The following is a 16,669-nucleotide window of genomic DNA, read 5'->3' on the forward strand; positions in this document are numbered from 1 at the left end:
GCCCCGCCCGTGATGCGGGCCTGCGGTTATGCGCGGCCGCCGGGTCCGCTGTGACCTGAGCGACGCCTGGTTACCCTTCCGGCCGGATTTCTGCGGGTGGCATCATGTGCTGGCCCCGGTGCTGATCGGGGATCGGCTCTCGGATTCGGTGGTGGTGATGTCGGGCAGCGAGCAGCTGCGCACGCTGCGCGGCAGACAAAACGAATGCGAGCCGCTGGATCGGTTGCTTGTCGAGGTGCGCTCGGGCAGGGGCCGGGTGCTGGTACTGCGTGGCGAAGCGGGCATCGGCAAGACGGCGCTGATCGAATACCTGATCCGGCGCGCTGCGGACTGCCGGATCGCGCGAGCCGCCGGCGTCGAGTCCCAGATGGAGCTGGCCTTCGCGGGTCTGCACCAGCTGTGCGCGCCGATGATGGATCATCTCGATCGCATTCCCGAGCCGCAGCGCGAGGCGCTGGCCGTCGCTTTCGGACTGAGCGCGGGCAGCGTGCCGGACCGGTTCCTGGTCGGGCTCGCGGTCCTCAGCCTGCTGGCCGAGGCGGCCGAGGACCAGCCGCTGATCTGTGTCGTCGACGACGCGCAGTGGCTCGACCGGGTATCCGCGCAGACGCTGGCGTTCGTCGCGCGTCGACTGCTGGCGGAGCGGGTCGCGCTGGTGTTCTCGGTGCGCACCCCACCGGCCGATCCGGACGAGGATCCCCTCGCGGGCCTGCCGGAACTCCCGATCCGGGGTCTGCGCGACAGCGACGCCCGTGCACTGCTGGTCTCGGCGATCCCGGGACGTCTCGACGACCGCGTCATCGATCGGATCGTGTCCGAGGCCCGCGGCAACCCGCTGGCCCTGCTCGAGTTGCCGCGCGGTCTGACCGGCGCGGAACTCGGCGGCGGATTCGGTCGACCGGATGTACGACCTGTGGTGACTCGGATCGAACAGAGTTTCCTGCGGCGCATCGAGGCTCTTCCTGGCCCCGCGCGTCGGTTGATGCTGGCGGCAGCGGCCGAGCCGATCGGAGACCTGGCGCTGCTGCGGCGCGCGGCCGAACGGCTCGGCGCGGGTGCGGAGGCTGCGGCAGCGGCCGAGAGTTCGGGACTGATCGAGTTCGGGGCCCAGGTCCGATTCCGCCATCCGCTCGTGCGGTCGGCGGCCTATCGCGCCGCGGACCCCGGGGAACGCCGGGACGTGCATCGCGCGCTGGCCGAGGCGACCGACCCCGCCGCCGACCCGGACCGGAGAGCCTGGCATCGGGCGAGCGCAACCGTCGAACCCGACGAGGAGGTCGCCGGTGAGCTCGAACGTTCCGCGGCTCGCGCCCAAGTTCGCGGCGGCGTCGCTGCGGCAGCCGCGTTCCTGCGCCGTGCGACCGGGTTGACACCCGATCCCGGCACACGTGGAACGCGCGCATTGGCTGCGGCGCAGGCAGCGTTCGAGGCCGGTAGCCCCGAGGCTGCCATCGAACTGCTCACAGCGGCGGAGATGGGTCCGCTGGACGAACTCCAGCGCGGTCGGCTGGCACGGCTGCGCGCGCAGATCGTCTTCGCACGCAGGCGCGGCGGTGAAGCGCTGCCGCTGTTGCTCGACGCGGCCCGCCGCATGGAGCTCCGCTCTCCGGAGCAGGCACGTGAGACCTACCTCGAGGCGATCGGATCAGCGGTGTTCGCCGGTAGGCTGAACGGCGCGGACGGCTTGCGCGTGGTGGCCGAGACGGCGCGCGCCGCAGTGCCGGGACTACGGGCGCGGTCGGTCGACGCACTGCTCGAGGGACTCACGGCACGCTTCGCCGACGGCTACGTCCAAGGCGCGGAGCCCATGTGGCGCGCACTGCGGGCATTCCGCGGTGCGGGCGCGGACAACGACGACGTCATGCGCTGGCTCTGGCTGACCTGGCCCGCCGCTGCCGACCTGTGGGCAGACGAAGCCTGGCACGAACTGACCACTCGAGCTGTCCGGACGGCCCGGGATACGGGCGCACTCAACTTTCTGCCCCTGGCCCTGACCTACCGCGCGGCCGTGCACTTGTATGCCGGCGAATTCGACGTGGCCACGGCGTTGGTCGAGGAGGCCGACGCGCTCACGGAGGCGACCGGCAACTCGCCGCTGGGCTACACCGCGCTGCTGCTCGTCGCGTGGCGGGGCGCGGACCCGCAGGCTCAGCGCACGATCGAGGCCGGAGTCCAGCAGGCGACCGCTTGGGGTGAAGGCAGAACGATCGGCACGGGCAATCACCTGCTCGCGGTACTGCACAACGGCAGGGGCCAATACCAAGCAGCCCTTGCCAGCGCCGAAAGAGCCTGCGCGCACGATGATCTCGCGTCCGTCGGGCATGCGCTGGCCGAGCTGGTGGAAGCGGGGGTGCGGACCGATGCCCACGCGGCTGCGCGGGCCGCCCTGCGCCGGCTCGAGCGCCGCGCGCAGGCCGGCGGCACCGAGTGGGCCCTCGGCATGCTGGCCCGATCGCGGGCGCTGCTCAGCACGGGAGAAACGGCAGAATCGTCGTATCGTGAAGCGGTCGAACGGATTTCTCGCAGCCGGGTGACCGTTCACCTCGCCCGCACCCACCTGGTTTACGGTGAATGGCTGCGCCGCGAGAACCGGCGTGCCGACGCCCGCGAGCAGTTGCGGACCGCCTACGAGATGCTGCACCGTTTCGGCGCCGAGGCCTTCGCCGAGCGGGCCCGCCGTGAACTGCTCGCCACCGGCGAATCCGTGCGCCGAGGGGCTGTCGAGGTGTCCGATGCTCTCACCGCGCAGGAGACCCAGATCGCCAGGCTCGCAGGAGACGGCCTGACGAATTCCGAGATCGGCGCGGAGCTGTTCATCAGTCCCCGCACCGTGGAGTGGCATCTGCGCAAGGTGTTCACCAAACTGGATCTCACTTCGCGAAAAGAGCTCCGCGCAGCCCTGGACCGTTGAGCTCGCTATCGCGTCACCAGGTTTGGCCGCCGGCCCGGACCACGATCTCGTTGACGGCCACGTGCCGGTCGCGCGTGACGATGTAGGCGACCACGTCGGCGACGTCATCGGGCCGCAACGCCGACATCGGGTCGGCTGGCGGGTGGGCTGCCTCCCGCGCGGTCCCGTCGACGACTCCCGGCGCCACCACGCTGGCCCGCACGCCCTCGGAAAGCAGTTCCTGGCGTAGCGATTCGGTGAACCCGTTGAGGCCGGACTTGGTCAAGTTGTAGACGCTGCCGACCGACCGCGCTGTCCGGCCGACCAACGAGCCCACGTTGACCAGGTCCGCCACCCGCCGTGGTGAGGTCGCCGCCGCATCGATCAGATAGGGGAGAGCGGCGTGTGTGATGTGCACGAGCGCGGACACATTGAGCGAGATCATCCGATCCCACTCCTCGACCGATGTGTGCAGCGCCGTGTCGAGGACCATGACGCTGGCGCCGTTGACCACGATGTCCAATCGGCCGAACAGGTCGTGGGCGTCCTCCACCGCTCGATAGGCCAGCGCCGGTTCGGTGATGTCGGCCGCCACCGCGACGGCGCGTCCGCCGCCGGTGGTGAGGTCTTCCGTGAGTTGGTCCAGGCGGTCGCCGCGCCGGGCGACCAGTGCTACCGCCGCGCCCTCGCCGGACAGACGGCGCGCGGTCGCTGCCCCGACGCCGCTGCTGGCGCCGGTGACGAGCGCGACGGCTCCGGCTAACGGACGATCTGACATGACTGCCTCACTCCCTGGTTCGAGGACGATCGGCGTGCAGTGCCGACACGCTCAGATTCGCGTGTCCGGCACCCCGGTCGCACCCCGGGAGACACCCTGGTCTCACAGACCAGGGATCGGTGCGGGCAGCTCGCCTCGAACCGGCGCGGCTTCCATACTCGTTGTTCGACGCGGCTATTCGCTGTACGGCAGGGCATCCCGGAGCTGCCGCCGCGAGGTGATCGCCAACTTCGTGAAGATCTTGCGTAGATGCCACTCGACCGTCCGCGGGCTGAGGAACAGTCGTGCACCCACCTCAGGATTCGACAGACCCGCGCCTACCAACACCGCGATCTGCCTTTCCTGCGGTGTCAGTTCGTCATGGGTGGATTCGATTACGGGCGTGCGGACTTTCTCGCCGCTGGCGAGCAGCTCACGGCGAGCCCGTTCGGCGAATGCCGCCATGCCGATCGACACGAACATGTCGTAGGCAGTGCGCAGATGCCGGCGCGCGTCGACGCGGCGGGATTGCCTGCGCAACCACTCGCCGTAGAGCAGATGGGCCCGTGCCAGCTCCGGCCGCATCAGCGTCCGGTCCAGCCTGTCGATCGATTCGCGATACAGGTCGTCTGCCGCCTCGTCGGCCAGTAGCGCCCGGCAGCGCGCGAGGATGCCGTGCGACCAGTCGGTGTCGCCTGCCTCCGCGGCGTCCACCAGGCGATCGAGCGCCTCACGGGCAGCCTTGTCGTCCTGGACCCGCACAGCGGCCTCGATGAGTTCGGGCAACACCCACACCGATACCACCAGCTGGGTGATTCGAGTGCTGGCCTGTGCCGCCGACAGCGCCTCCTCGTAGCGAGCGAGGCCGTTGTAGAGCACCGCGGCGGCCCAGTGCGCGGTGGTAACGCCGGTCAGTTGCCCGTCGGCGCCGGTCTGTTCGATCGTGGCGGCGATGAGCGCCACGGCCTCGTCCTCCCGGCCCTGCATCGCGGTCAGGATGAGGGTGGTATACGGCGCGAGCGGGATACCGGTGGCGGTGGCGAGACCCTCGGATTCCGCGACGATCCCGGCCGCCGTCGCGAAGTCTCCGACAAGAGAGGTCGCCGCCCCCAGCGAGGCGAGATAGATGGGGAGTTCGGTCAGAATGCCTGCGGTGCGTGCGACCTCGGCCGCCCTCGCATAGGTCGCGATCATGACCTGTTCGCTCCAGACCGCGGGGCTGAGGCCACACGCCGCCCACCCCCACTTCAGCAGGTCGGGCACCGGGAGGTCGACGAGCGCATCCATCGCCCGGCGCAGGGTGGCGATGGCGGTGCCCAACCCCTCGGTGACGAGAAGTGCACACGCCTCGAGCACCACATCAATGGGGCGTGGATCGCCCTGCCGGACAGGAAGGTCCCGGATCGCTTCGGAAATCGCCGCCAAACTGTCCGCATCGGCGGCGCCCCACGCCGCCGCACCCCATGCGAGCAGGTAGGTCTCTCGCGAGAGCTCCATATCGAAGGGTTCGAGCCTGCGCGCCGCCGCCAGCAGAATCGGGGGCGCTTCGTTGTTGAACCCGGCCGCATGCGCGATCCGGCCGCGCACCAGATGTGCTCGGGCCCGCAGTAGATCGCTGTGCGCATCGACATCGGCGATGTCGATGAACCGCCGCGCGGCATCCAGGTCGCCTGCCCGGACGCTGGCATCCGCGGCCGCCACCGCACGTTCCGCCCGTCGCCCGGCGTCGATGGTCAGCAGTACCGACCGCTGCAGGAACGCCGCGGCCGCGGCCATCCCGCCGCGAGCCTGAGCACGACCGGCGGACCGCTCGAGCTCCGCCGCGACGGCCTCGTCCGGCTCGGCCGTGGCCGACGCCAGATGCCACGCCCGCCGATCCGGATCAGCTAGCGGGTCGGTGACCTCTGCCAAGGCCAGGTGCACCGCACGACGTTCCGTGTCCGCGGCGGCCTGGTACACCGCGGACCGCACCAGCGGATGCCGGAAGGTCACTCGGATGTCGAACGACACCAGCCCTTCGGTCTCCTCGTCGAGCGCTGTCGCCGGTGCGACGCCGAGCCGCTCGGCGGCGCCCCACACGAGCAAGGGATCCCCGACGGGCTCGGCGGCGGCGATCAGCAGGAGCCGCCGGCTCTGTTGCGGCAGCGCCGCGATCCGGGTCAGAAAACTCTGTTCGATGCGGCTGGGCAATGTGTCCGTGCGCAGCAGACCGTAACCGCCCGCCAGCTGGGTGACGGTGCGCTCGCGCGGCAATTCCAGCAGGGCGAGCGGGTTGCCCGCGGCCTCGGCGACTACCCGGTCACGGATGTGGGGATCGAGCCGGGCATGGGTCGCCGAGTCGAGGAGCGCGAGGGCGTCGGCCCTGGCGAGTCCCGAGACCTCGAGTTCGGGAAGGCCCAGCAAATGGTGCGTGCGATGGCGGGCGGCGAAAACCAACGCCACCGACTCGGCGAGCAGCCGTCGGGCCACGAAGCCGAGGACTTGCGCAGAGGCCTGGTCCATCCACTGCGCGTCGTCGACCGCGCACAGCACGGGGCCGCTCTCCGAGGCGTCCGAGAGCAAGCTCAGCACCGCCAGCCCGACCAGGAAGACTTCCGGCGGGGTGCCCGTGCGCATCCCGAACACGGTCTCGAGCGCGTCGCGCTGTGGTGTGGGCAGTTCGGGCAGCCGGTCCAGCAGCGGTACACACAGCTGATGCAGGGTGGCGAACGGCAGTTCCATCTCCGACTCGACGCCGACCGCGCGCAGCACGCGCAGTCCGGCCGCGGCACCCTCGAGGTATTCGAGTAGCGCGGACTTGCCGACTCCGGGGGCGCCGTGGACGACGAGCACCCGGCTCTCGCCGGTCCGCACTGCGGCGACCAACTGCTCGAGCGCAGCGCACTCGGATCGCCGGCCCACCAGTCCCACATTCCGCCGAGATGCCACCGTCACCTGCTTTCACCATGGTCTATCTGCACTGGAGGCTCCCAGTGGTCACGCAGACATCATCCTGGACGGAGATGCCCGGAGACGACGGGCCTCGATCCGACCGTGTCCCGGCGCGGCTTCGTCACGATTCGCCGATCTGTCTTGTCCTAGCTGCCGACAGACTCCGCCGATTTCGCCGAGACGAGGTTCCCGCATGCACACCGGTATTCCTGCCATCGATTCGCTGGACGATCTACGCCGACATCTGCAATGGGCGATCGAGCTCGAGCACGCGACCATCCCGCCCTATCTGTGCGCGTTGTACTCGTTGGATCCGGGCCGCAATGCCGAGGCGGCACAGGTGATCGGCAGTGTATTCGTAGAGGAGATGCTGCACCTGGCGCTGGCCGCGAACCTGCTCAACGCTGTCGGAGGGGAACCGAAGCTGGACGCGCCCGAGCTGCTCCCGGCGTACCCGCATCCGCTACCGCATGGGGATCCGTCCGTCCACCTCAACCTGGTGCCGTTCGGCCCCGAGGCTCTGGAGCTGTTTCTCCAGGTCGAGCGACCCGCTTCGGCCGAAGCGCCCCCGGAATCCCAGGGCTACCACACGATCGGGCAGTTCTACGCGGCCATCGAGTCCGGTTTGCGTACCTTGTCCGATACCCTCGGCGAAGACGCGGTCTTCTGTGGCGACCCGCACCGGCAGCTCCAGGAGATGCACTTCAGCACCGGTGGCGGACAGGTCGTACCCGTACACGACCTGAAGTCCGCGCTGGCCGCGCTGGCGGAGATCATCGAGCAGGGTGAAGGCGCGGCCCGGACCGAGGTGTGGGACGGCGACAAGGACGTCTTCCACCCCGAACGCGATCAAGTCGCCCACTACTACCGCTTCGTCGAACTGAAGGAGGGTCGCCGGTTCCGCTTCGGTGACACCCCGCAGTCCGGCCCCACCGGCGAACCGATCGCGGTGGATCCCAGCGGAGTGCTGCCGATGCGTCCCAACCCGCGCACCACCGACTATCCCGAGGGCAGCGCGGTGCGGGTGGCGCAGGAGAAGTTCAACAACACCTACTGCCTGCTGCTGTATCTGCTGGAGGACACCTTCAACGGCAATCCCGCGCAGATGCGGGACGCGATCGGGGCGATGTATGCCCTCAAGTCCCAAGCCCAGGCGCTCATGAAGATGCCCAGTGGCGACGGCCGAACCACTGCGGGCCCGACCTTCGAGTACGTGCCGCTCGACCAGCGGGCGTGAGCGGACCGGTCACAGCATTCGTCGGGCCGCATCCGGCCGAGTCGCGAGTCGTCACGAATGCGCCGCCTGCCCTGTCCTCGATACAGGGAAGTTCCAACAACCCCGAAACACCGCTGCAACGGAAGGAAAGAGCATGAAGATCGTCGTCATCGGCGGCACCGGGCTCATCGGCTCGAAACTCGTCACCCGTCTGGGGGAGCACGGCCACCAGGCGGTCCCGGCCTCGCCCAACTCGGGTGTGAACACCATCACCGGCGAAGGCGTGAAGAAGGTGCTGCACAATGCCCACGTCGTCATCGATGTCTCCAATTCGCCGTCGTTCGCCGACGACGACGTGATGGCCTTCTTCCGGACCTCGACCACCAACCTGCTCGAGGCCGCGGGCAGCGCCGGCGTCGGCCACTACGTCGCCCTGTCGGTGGTGGGCACCGACCGCTTGCCGGAATCCGGGTACCTGCGGGCAAAGGTGGCGCAGGAGGAGCTCATCAAGAGATCGGGCTTGCCGTACTCGCTGGTGCACGCGACACAGTTCTTCGAATTCGCCGGTGGGATCGCTGATTCCGCCACCACCGGCGGCGAGGTGCGGCTGCCGGACGGCGGTGTGCAACCGGCGGCCGCCGAAGACGTCGCGGCCGTGGTGGGCCGGACCGCGGTCGGCGACCCGATCAACGGCACCGTGGAGGTCGCGGGCCCCGAGGTGTTCGGCCTCGACGAGTGGATTCGCACCGTGCTGACCGCACGGTCGGATCCGCGCGAGGTCGTCACAGACCCGCAGGCGCGCTACTTCGGAGCAATCCTGAAGCAGGACAGCCTGCTGCCCGGCCCGGGCGCACAGATCGGGGCGACGCGGCTCGCGGAGTGGCTGGACCGGCAGTGACCATCGCACGCGGGCGGCCGTTACCCCGGTCAGTGCCGCCCGCGTGCCCTCACCTGAACTCCGAAAGGAAGCAACCCGATGGTCGACTCTCCGACAGAACGACAGCTCGCGACTTCGGTGCTGGTGGTCGGCACCGGTGGCGCGGGGCTGCGGGCGGCGATCGAATTGGCCGAGCGCGGTGTGGAAGTGCTCATGGTCGGCAAACGCCCGAAGGCGGACGCGCACACCACCCTCGCCGCGGGTGGCATCAACGCCGCGCTGTCGACCATGGACGCCGAGGACAGCTGGCAGCAGCACGCGGCGGACACCATCACCGAGAGCTATCTGCTGGCCCGACCCGACACGGTACGCATCGTCACCGAGAACGCCGCGCGCGGAATCGAGGATCTCGAACGGTGGGGGATGCCGTTCGCGCGCGAGTCCGACGGGCGGATTTCCCAGCGGTTCTTCGGTGCCCACACCTATCGGCGCACCTCGTTCGCCGGTGACTACACCGGACTCGAGATCCAGCGGACCTTGGTGAATCGGGCGGCCCAGCTCGGCATCCGGATCATCGACACCTGTTACGTGACTCGCATCCTGGTGCGTGACAACGTGGTATTCGGCGCCTACGGATTCGATCTGGAATCGGGCGACCGCTATGGGTTCCGGGCCGACGCGGTGATCCTGGCCGCGGGCGGCCACACCCGAATCTGGCGGCGCACCTCCTCCCGACGCGACGAGAACACCGGAGACTCCTTCCGTCTCGCTGTGCTCGCCGGTGGCAGGATCCGTGATCCCGAACTCGTGCAGTTCCATCCGTCCGGACTCATCGAGCCGGAAAATTCCGCCGGGACGCTGGTCTCGGAGGCCGCACGCGGTGAGGGCGGAATCCTCCGCAACGGAGAGGGCGAGCGATTCATGAAACGCTACGACCCGGAGCGAATGGAGCTGTCGACCCGGGACCGTGTCGCCCTGGCCGCCTACACCGAGATCAAGGAAGGCCGCGGCACCGCGAAAGGTGGGGTCTGGCTGGATGTTTCCCATCTCCCGCGCGAGACCATCATGCGGCGGCTGCCGCGCGTCTACCAGACGATGCTCGAGCTGCAGATGCTCGACATCACCCGTGACCCGATCGAAATCGCCCCCACTGCCCATTATTCGATGGGTGGTGTGTGGGTGCGGGCCCAGGATCACGGCACCGGCGTCGAGGGGTTGTACGCCATCGGTGAGGCCTCCAGCGGGCTGCACGGAGCCAATCGCCTCGGCGGCAACTCGCTGATCGAACTGCTCGTCTATGGCCGGATCGTCGGCGAGGCGGCCGCGCGATACTCGGCGGAGCTGTCCGTGCAGCGACGATCCCACGGGGCGCTCGCCGAGGCCCGCGCCGAGATCGACACGCTGCTGACCGCTGACGGCCGCGAGAACGTACGGGCCCTGCAGCGTGCCCTGCGCAACACGATGACCGAGCATGCCGGTGTCGTCCGGGACGCAGCCGGCATCAGCGCCGGGCTTTCCGAGCTCGACGAGATCGAGGACCGGATGGCGGATATCGGCGTGCATCCGGATGCGGCCGGCTTTCAGGATCTCGCGCACGCCTTCGATCTGAAGTCGTCGGTCCTCGCGGCGCGGGCCACCTTGGAGGCCGCCCTGGAACGAAGAGAGACCCGCGGCTGCCACAACCGCTCGGACTACCCCGCCCTCGATCCGCGGCTGCGCGTGAACCTGGTGTGGTCGGGTCCCGGCCGGCTCGAACGGGAGGAGATCCCTGCGGTTCCCGAGGAGATCGCCCGGCTGATGCGGGACGTCTCGACGGAGGGGAAGCTGGTCGAATGATCGTCTTGGGGCCCGTGGGCGGGCGGGTTCGCGTCCACGGCCCCAGCTCGTCGCGTGATCACCGTCGCCGCACGCCCTACTGCTTCAGCCCGGACGGGTAACGTCCGCCTGCTATCACGGACACCGATTCTCTATTCGAGGCGGTGGGTGGTGCTGCGATATACGGAGGTCGGGCGCGTAGGGCCGAGCGCAGGACGGGCACACATCAATCGCATTTACCGGATGCTCAACCCCGAGAAGCTCGGCCGTCTCGCGGAATCCGTCGGCTCGACCCGGGGCGACCGCGCAGTGAAATGCCCAGGGCCGCCACGCAGACGCCGGCGACCGCCGTCACGGTCAGGTTGGGGACCGTGACGGTAGCGAGCGGTACGAGGAGTACCGATGTCGCCGCAGCCACCAGGATCACCGGGCGCGGACGGGACATCATCGCGGCATGAGTCGCCCAGAGCAGCACGAGGAATACGGCTGCCGGAATCGCGACGGCATAGCCCCCGGCGGGCGCCGGACCATCGTGGCCGGCCGTGCGCACCGCCACCTCCAAACCCGCGCCGAGCGCTGCGAGCGCCGCGAAGGATCCGTAATGGCCGTAGCCCCACAGGAACGACCGTGTCCGCCGCCCGGCCAGTGCCTCGCCGCTGGGCTGCAATTCGTAGAGCCACCACAGCGCGAACAACAACACCAACCCTGACAGCGCGACCAGCACCAGTGACGGCCGGAAATCACTTTCGAGCGCGTCGGCGATGCCCGTTGACACCGCCAGCACGCTCTCGCCCAGCAGAATGATCGTGAAAAGCGTGTAGCGCTCGGCAATGTGATGCGGATGCCAGTGCGTACCGGTGGCTCGTTCCGCCCACACCGGAACCGCGAGTTCGGCGACGATCAGTGCGCCGAAGACCCAGTTCAGTGCCGTGCCGTGCAGAACACCCAGTTCGGCGGCCAGCATCCGGGTCAGCCACAGCACCTCCAACACGATGATGCACAGCGCGTACCGCAGCGCGGTCGTCCGGCCGGCGGCATCCTCACGCGCTGCTCGCAGCCATTGCGTCACAAGAGCACTGCGCATCACCAGGTAACCCAGGGTGATGAGGATGTAGTCGCCGCGGCCGAATGCGGCGGGGATCCCCGCGGCCAGCAACAACACCCCCGCCATCTGAATCAGGGTGAGCAGCCGGTAGCCGACGTCGTCGATGTCGTACGCCGAGGCGAACCAGGTGAAATTCATCCACGCCCACCAGACGGCGAAGAAGACCTGCAGGAACGGCACCAGAGCCGAACCCGGATGCCCCGCGCCGATGGCGTGCCCGAGCTGCGCCACTACTCCCGCCACCGCGACCACGAAGGTCAGATCGAACAGCAGCTCGAGCTGTGTCGACGCCCGATGCGGCTCGTCGATCGATCGGCCGCGCATCCGGATCCACAGCGGCGGACCAGCGGGTTTTCTGCCGATCGCGCTCATGGTCGTTTTCCTGGTCATCAGCGGTGACTCCCGAGATCTGTCGAGGGTTTGCAACTGAGACAGGGCAGCGTCGGCATTCGTGACGGGCAGCTTCGGCGGCGTGCTGTCACGGATCCGGATCCTCCGTTGTCCTCGCTGTGCAGCCCGTGAACGACAACACCAGGAGGAATCCCATGACCAGCAGCGTGTGGGAGACGGCGTTGACCGTCGTGCAAGAGGCGACGCCGCCGTTCATTCCCGCTGGGGCGCACGCGATGACCGTCGTCATCGAGTACCCGCCGGGCGACCCGGGAGCGCCGCCGCACCGGCACCCCGGCGGTCCCGCGTTCGGCTACGTGATCGAAGGCGAGATGCTGTTCGAGCTGGAGGGTGCACCGCCTCGCGTGATCGGCCCAGGTGAGGCGTTCTGGGAGCCCGGTGGCGACATCATCCACTATTCGGACGGCAACCACCGCGAGGACATCGGACTGCGTTTCGTCGTCACGATGATCTGCGACCCGAGTCAGCCGATGCTCGTACTCGTCGACGAGGAGGAACTGCTCGCGCGCGCAGACCGTCGAATCCCATCCGAGCCGAAAGCCTGAGTGTCAGGGACATTCATCCGATCCGCTCGACCGGGTCCGTGCCCGAGTCGCCCGGTCGAGCGGACCGGCGGTCGCGAAGGAGGCACCCTGGACGGCCGCATCCCCGCGGCACCACTCGCTTACCTCAGCGTCTTCAGTGCCGCCGCGTCGTACGGCTTCAGCTCGTCGATCCGCCCCGCCAGCAGCTTGGAGGCCCACTCCGGGTCCTGGAGCAGGGCGCGACCGACGGCGACCAAGTCGAATTCTTCGCGCTCCAGGCGATCGAGGAGGTTGTCGATGCTGCCGAGTTCGGCGCCCTCGCCGGTGAACGCGCGGAGGAAGTCGCCGTCGAGGCCGACCGAGCCGACGGTGATGGTGGGCTTGCCGGTGAGCTTTTTGGTCCAGCCTGCCAGGTTCAGGTCCGAGCCGTCGAACTCCGGGAGCCAGTAGCGACGGGTGGAGGCGTGGAAGGCGTCTACGCCGGCTGCGGCGAGCGGAGCAAGGATCGCCTCCAGCTCCTGCGGGGTCTCGGCGAGCCGCGCGTGGTAGGCCTCCTGCTTCCACTGCGAATAACGGAAGAGCACCGGGAAGCCGGGCGAGACTGCGGCACGCACCGCGGCCACGACCTCGGCGGCGAACCGTGTGCGGGCCGCGGTGTCGCCGCCGTAGCCATCGTTGCGGCGGTTGGTTCGCGCCCACAGGAACTGGTCGAGGAGATAGCCGTGCGCACCGTGCAGTTCGACGCCGTCGAAGCCGATACGCTCGGCGTCCGCGGCGGCCTCGGCAAAGGCGCCGATGACGTCGTCCAGGTCACCCTGGGTCATCGCCTTACCGATACCCTCGGTGCCGTCGAGGCGAATACCGGAGGGGCCAACGGCGGGCGCATCGGGGTAGGGTGCGTCGCCCTGGTTGCGGACCATGCCGATGTGCCACAGCTGCGGCATGATCGTGCCGCCGGCCGCGTGCACGTCCTCGGCGACCTTCGCCCACCCCGCCAACTGCTCTTCGCCGTGGAACCGTGGCACCCGATCACTCTGCCCGGCGGACTCGTGGCCGACGTAGGTGCCCTCGGTGATGATCAGGCCCACGCCGGCGGCGGCGCGGCGGGCGTAGTACGACCGCACGTCGTCACCGGGAACGCCGTCGGGGGAGAACATGCGCGTCATCGGCGCCATCACGATGCGGTTGGGGACGGTCAGGCCGTTCAGCGCAACGGGTCGGGACAGGATCTCGGCTGTGCGAGAGGCGTCGGACGCGGTCACGATCACTGGATACTCCTCGGGGGTACGACTGGGATGGTTGAGAACTTCAAGCAATGGCCCCACGCTAGGGGTAGATATTTGAGATAGTCAAGTTTCTGCGGATAGGCTGGCTGTCATGGCAGAAGCTCCCCGCGTCGACACGGCCCAGCTGATGGAGCTGCTCTCGGTGTCGCTCGGCGTCTACTACGGCGACTTCACCGTCGCGGCGGCGAGTGAGAACCTGACAGCGAGCCAGGGCAAGGCGCTGACCGTGCTGCGCCGGGGGCCCGTCGCGATGCGCGCTTTGGCCGAGACCTTGGCCTGCGACGCCTCCAACGTGACCGGGATCATCAACCGGCTGGAGAAACGTGGCCTCGTGCGACGGGAGGCCAGCGAATCCGACCGGCGCGTCACCAATCTCGTCATCACACCCGATGGCGAGCGGGTAACCGACACGATCCGGGCGAAAATGCGCGCCACCCAAGACGGCCTGAACAGGCTCGGTGACCAGGACCGGGACTGTCTGTACGCACTGCTGGAACGGGTTTTCGTCACCCGATCGGACTCACCTACGCCGGCCGCAGATCACCGCTGCCCAGCAGTCCCTCCGCGCCGGTGACCACCAGCCTGTTCGCCGCTTGTCCTCGGGCGAGGTCTTCATCAGCCGGACCGGGGAGCGCCGGTAGCCGGAAACATACTCCCGCAACGAGGCGACCATAAGTACGTCATCTGAGACCTGCGATTCGACCCAGACGCTCGGCGCCGCTGAGGGATCGAGTTGCGGGGGCGATGTGAAGGACACCTTGGTCGAGGTCGAGCATCAGCGCCCCGGAGGTCGCCTGCAGTTTTCTGCGTAACTGATCGGGGATGTAGTCCATGGTGGCGATTCGATTGCGGTAGTCGAGAAAACTGTGGCATCCGATCGCCTTGACTCCCGACCGGCGGACGCTCGCGACAGCGTCCGCCAGGGTCCACAAGGCCTGTTCGGCCGGCTGGATGATATCGATGGCGTCGAGGTGCCGCGACCGGATCTGCCCCGCAAAGAATCTCGCAGCGAAGTGGCGGTAGAGCACATACTCCGAAGCACCGGTCCACTTCTCGTGCTCTATCGTCGCCAGGAATGCCTCCCAGAACGGTCTCTCGTGCTGATCCTCGACTCGCCGCATCAGGTCCGCGAGTATCTGCCTGTCGAACACCATGTGATGTTGCATCCCGCTGTAGGGGTCGACCGGCCGCCACTCGGCAAGTAGCCGAGTCGAGGCGGCGATCGCGGAGTGGCGGTCGGGGATCGCGTGCCGACGGGTGTCGAGGCGCCATTGCAGCGGGTATCCGAACGCCAGACAGGATTTGCCATCGTTTTCGACGAACACGACATCGTCGACGATCGCGTAGTCCGCATCGAGCACCAGGAGGTGCCGGCCTGTGCTCGGCAGGATGCGGAAGCAGTGCAGTTTGAGCAGCTGCTGGAAATACCACGACGAATTCCGGTGATGCCCACCCGATCTGCGCAGGGTCGCCTCGATCTCGGCCGGTGTCGGCGAGACCGCTTCCTCATCGATCCAGTGCACCACGTGCTCGGTCCGCACCTGTGCGAACAGTCGCGCGGACCCGACGATATTCACCGATCGGATCGGGTTACGACAGTGTGCCCTCAGCCCGGTGATACAGGCGTCGAGGCTGAGCAGGTCCTTGGTCGCTACCGGGATCATGACGTCGATTGCCGGTAGGCGCGCAGTGTCGGTGGCCACGATCACACTCCGTAGGCTGGGTCGGCACTGGTAACCATAGCCAGGATTCGCGCTCGGAAAGCGCCGGAATGTCAGCATTTTCATCGCTGGCAGTCAGTGATGACTGTCTGCGCCTGGGCCCGCTCCGATGACGATGCTGCGGCCCTGGTCGCAACATGCTCACGCCGACAGCAGTTCGATCTTCGAAGTACTGGAAGGCCGAGAACAGTGCGATCGGACCGCCGACGCGGTCTCGGAGGTGGCGGGCATCCCGCGGGCCTACCCAACAGGCCCAGGTGGCGCTGGAACTTCTACCGGAGGACGGCGGCGTGCTCGCCGCCCCCCATCCGCGCCTTCGCCGCCGCCGATATGAACCTGCGCGAGGCCGCCGAGGAACTGCGCATCCATCACAACACCGCGAAATATCGGCTCGAGCGCATCCAGGAATTGACCGAACGCAATGTCCGTAGCGCCAACGATCTGGTCGAACTGCTGGTGGGAGTTCCACTGGTTCGCCGCTCATCGTCATCTGCCCTGCTGGTCATCGGTTGGGGTCGCTCGAGATATCGCCGCATCGAACGGGTCTGCCGGAAGTGGCGGTGGAGCTGACCGATCACGTCCTTCGCCACGTCGACCACCGTGGCCTCCGGGCAGATGACGCCCGCCCGCCTTCACCAGGTTTTGCCGGCCTGCTCCCGGATCGTGTGGTTGATCCGGTTGAAGAAGTTGGTGAGTGCGATGTTCAGGATGATCGCGAAGATCTGCTTCTCGTCGAAGTGGGTGGCAGCGGCGTCCCAGATCTCATCGGTCACGCCCGGCGAGCCGTCCTGGATCCGGGTGGCGGCCTCGGTCAGCGCAAGCGCTGCCCGCTCCTCCTCGGTGAAGAACGGGGTCTCGCGCCAGGTGACCACGCTGTGCAGCCGCTCGTCGGTCTCGCCATGCTTCTTCGCCGACTGGACACCGGCGAACACACACGGGCTGCAGCCGTTGATCTGGCTGGCTCGCAGATGGACCAGCTCGAGCACGAGCGGGTCGACGCCACCGGCGTGAATCGCCTTGTGGAGATGCTCGATCCCTGTGATCAAGTCGAGACTCGCCACGCTCTTCATCCGTGCTTCCATGGGTTCCGCCGTCGACTCGCCGCGCCCGGTGGTGGACTGTGTATGACTCATACA

At 68.1% G+C, this 16,669-nt stretch carries 13 protein-coding genes; 7 read left to right on the forward strand and 6 right to left on the reverse strand.

Annotation, left to right across the window (positions count from 1 at the left end):
• The first annotated feature begins 157 nt into the window (after positions 1-157).
• Positions 158-2,911 (forward strand): ATP-binding protein, encoded by a 2,754-nt coding sequence (locus tag NG1_RS24155; protein WP_062974480.1) that lies wholly within the window; start codon positions 158-160, stop codon positions 2,909-2,911.
• 13 nt (positions 2,912-2,924) lie between these two features.
• Here NG1_RS24155 and NG1_RS24160 read toward each other — a convergent pair whose 3' ends face one another.
• Together NG1_RS24160 and NG1_RS24165 are read right to left on the reverse strand one after the other, a co-directional pair.
• On the reverse strand, positions 2,925-3,668 hold the full coding sequence (locus NG1_RS24160) for an SDR family oxidoreductase (RefSeq protein WP_062974420.1): 744 nt from the start codon (positions 3,666-3,668) through the stop codon (positions 2,925-2,927).
• A gap of 174 nt (positions 3,669-3,842) precedes the next feature.
• Positions 3,843-6,548 carry a helix-turn-helix transcriptional regulator gene (locus NG1_RS24165; protein ID WP_084499157.1) on the reverse strand — a complete coding sequence of 902 codons (2,706 nt, stop codon included), beginning with the start codon at positions 6,546-6,548 and terminating at the stop codon, positions 3,843-3,845.
• Positions 6,549-6,771: 223 nt separating this feature from the next.
• Between NG1_RS24165 and NG1_RS24170 the strand changes: the two genes are divergently transcribed.
• The 3 genes from NG1_RS24170 to NG1_RS24180 all read left to right on the forward strand — a co-directional run bounded on the left by NG1_RS24170 (position 6,772) and on the right by NG1_RS24180 (position 10,507).
• Positions 6,772-7,815: a ferritin-like domain-containing protein gene (locus tag NG1_RS24170; RefSeq protein ID WP_062974424.1), complete on the forward strand. Its 1,044-nt coding sequence runs from the start codon at positions 6,772-6,774 to the stop codon at positions 7,813-7,815.
• 133 nt (positions 7,816-7,948) lie between these two features.
• Positions 7,949-8,692, forward strand: coding sequence for an SDR family oxidoreductase (locus NG1_RS24175; RefSeq protein ID WP_062974426.1), 744 nt, complete (start codon positions 7,949-7,951; stop codon positions 8,690-8,692).
• A gap of 78 nt (positions 8,693-8,770) precedes the next feature.
• Complete coding sequence (locus NG1_RS24180) at positions 8,771-10,507, forward strand: L-aspartate oxidase (protein WP_062974428.1); 1,737 nt, start codon at positions 8,771-8,773, stop codon at positions 10,505-10,507.
• Positions 10,508-10,733: 226 nt separating this feature from the next.
• Here NG1_RS24180 and NG1_RS24185 read toward each other — a convergent pair whose 3' ends face one another.
• Positions 10,734-11,981 carry a low temperature requirement protein A gene (locus NG1_RS24185; RefSeq protein WP_210750075.1) on the reverse strand — a complete coding sequence of 416 codons (1,248 nt, stop codon included), beginning with the start codon at positions 11,979-11,981 and terminating at the stop codon, positions 10,734-10,736.
• Positions 11,982-12,136: 155 nt separating this feature from the next.
• Between NG1_RS24185 and NG1_RS24190 the strand changes: the two genes are divergently transcribed.
• The gene (locus NG1_RS24190) at positions 12,137-12,547 is read left to right on the forward strand and encodes a cupin domain-containing protein (RefSeq protein ID WP_062974433.1); all 411 of its coding nucleotides are present in this window, start codon (positions 12,137-12,139) and stop codon (positions 12,545-12,547) included.
• A gap of 119 nt (positions 12,548-12,666) precedes the next feature.
• Here NG1_RS24190 and NG1_RS24195 read toward each other — a convergent pair whose 3' ends face one another.
• Positions 12,667-13,794: an NADH:flavin oxidoreductase gene (locus NG1_RS24195; protein WP_062974435.1), complete on the reverse strand. Its 1,128-nt coding sequence runs from the start codon at positions 13,792-13,794 to the stop codon at positions 12,667-12,669.
• A gap of 109 nt (positions 13,795-13,903) precedes the next feature.
• Between NG1_RS24195 and NG1_RS24200 the strand changes: the two genes are divergently transcribed.
• Positions 13,904-14,386 carry a MarR family winged helix-turn-helix transcriptional regulator gene (locus NG1_RS24200; RefSeq protein WP_062974437.1) on the forward strand — a complete coding sequence of 161 codons (483 nt, stop codon included), beginning with the start codon at positions 13,904-13,906 and terminating at the stop codon, positions 14,384-14,386.
• 106 nt (positions 14,387-14,492) lie between these two features.
• Here the strand turns inward: NG1_RS24200 and NG1_RS24205 are convergent, their stop codons facing one another.
• Positions 14,493-15,599: a DUF6492 family protein gene (locus NG1_RS24205; RefSeq protein WP_369691023.1), complete on the reverse strand. Its 1,107-nt coding sequence runs from the start codon at positions 15,597-15,599 to the stop codon at positions 14,493-14,495.
• 123 nt (positions 15,600-15,722) lie between these two features.
• Between NG1_RS24205 and NG1_RS24210 the strand changes: the two genes are divergently transcribed.
• Entirely contained in the window at positions 15,723-16,103 is a 381-nt protein-coding gene (locus NG1_RS24210) for a helix-turn-helix domain-containing protein (RefSeq protein ID WP_210750074.1), read from the forward strand.
• Positions 16,104-16,165: 62 nt separating this feature from the next.
• Here NG1_RS24210 and NG1_RS24215 read toward each other — a convergent pair whose 3' ends face one another.
• Positions 16,166-16,666 (reverse strand): carboxymuconolactone decarboxylase family protein, encoded by a 501-nt coding sequence (locus NG1_RS24215; RefSeq protein ID WP_245660024.1) that lies wholly within the window; start codon positions 16,664-16,666, stop codon positions 16,166-16,168.
• Positions 16,667-16,669 lie beyond the last annotated feature (3 nt).

Origin of the sequence: Nocardia gamkensis NBRC 108242 (genome assembly GCF_001612985.1) — a bacterium.
Taxonomy (GTDB): Bacteria; Actinomycetota; Actinomycetes; order Mycobacteriales; family Mycobacteriaceae; genus Nocardia; species Nocardia gamkensis.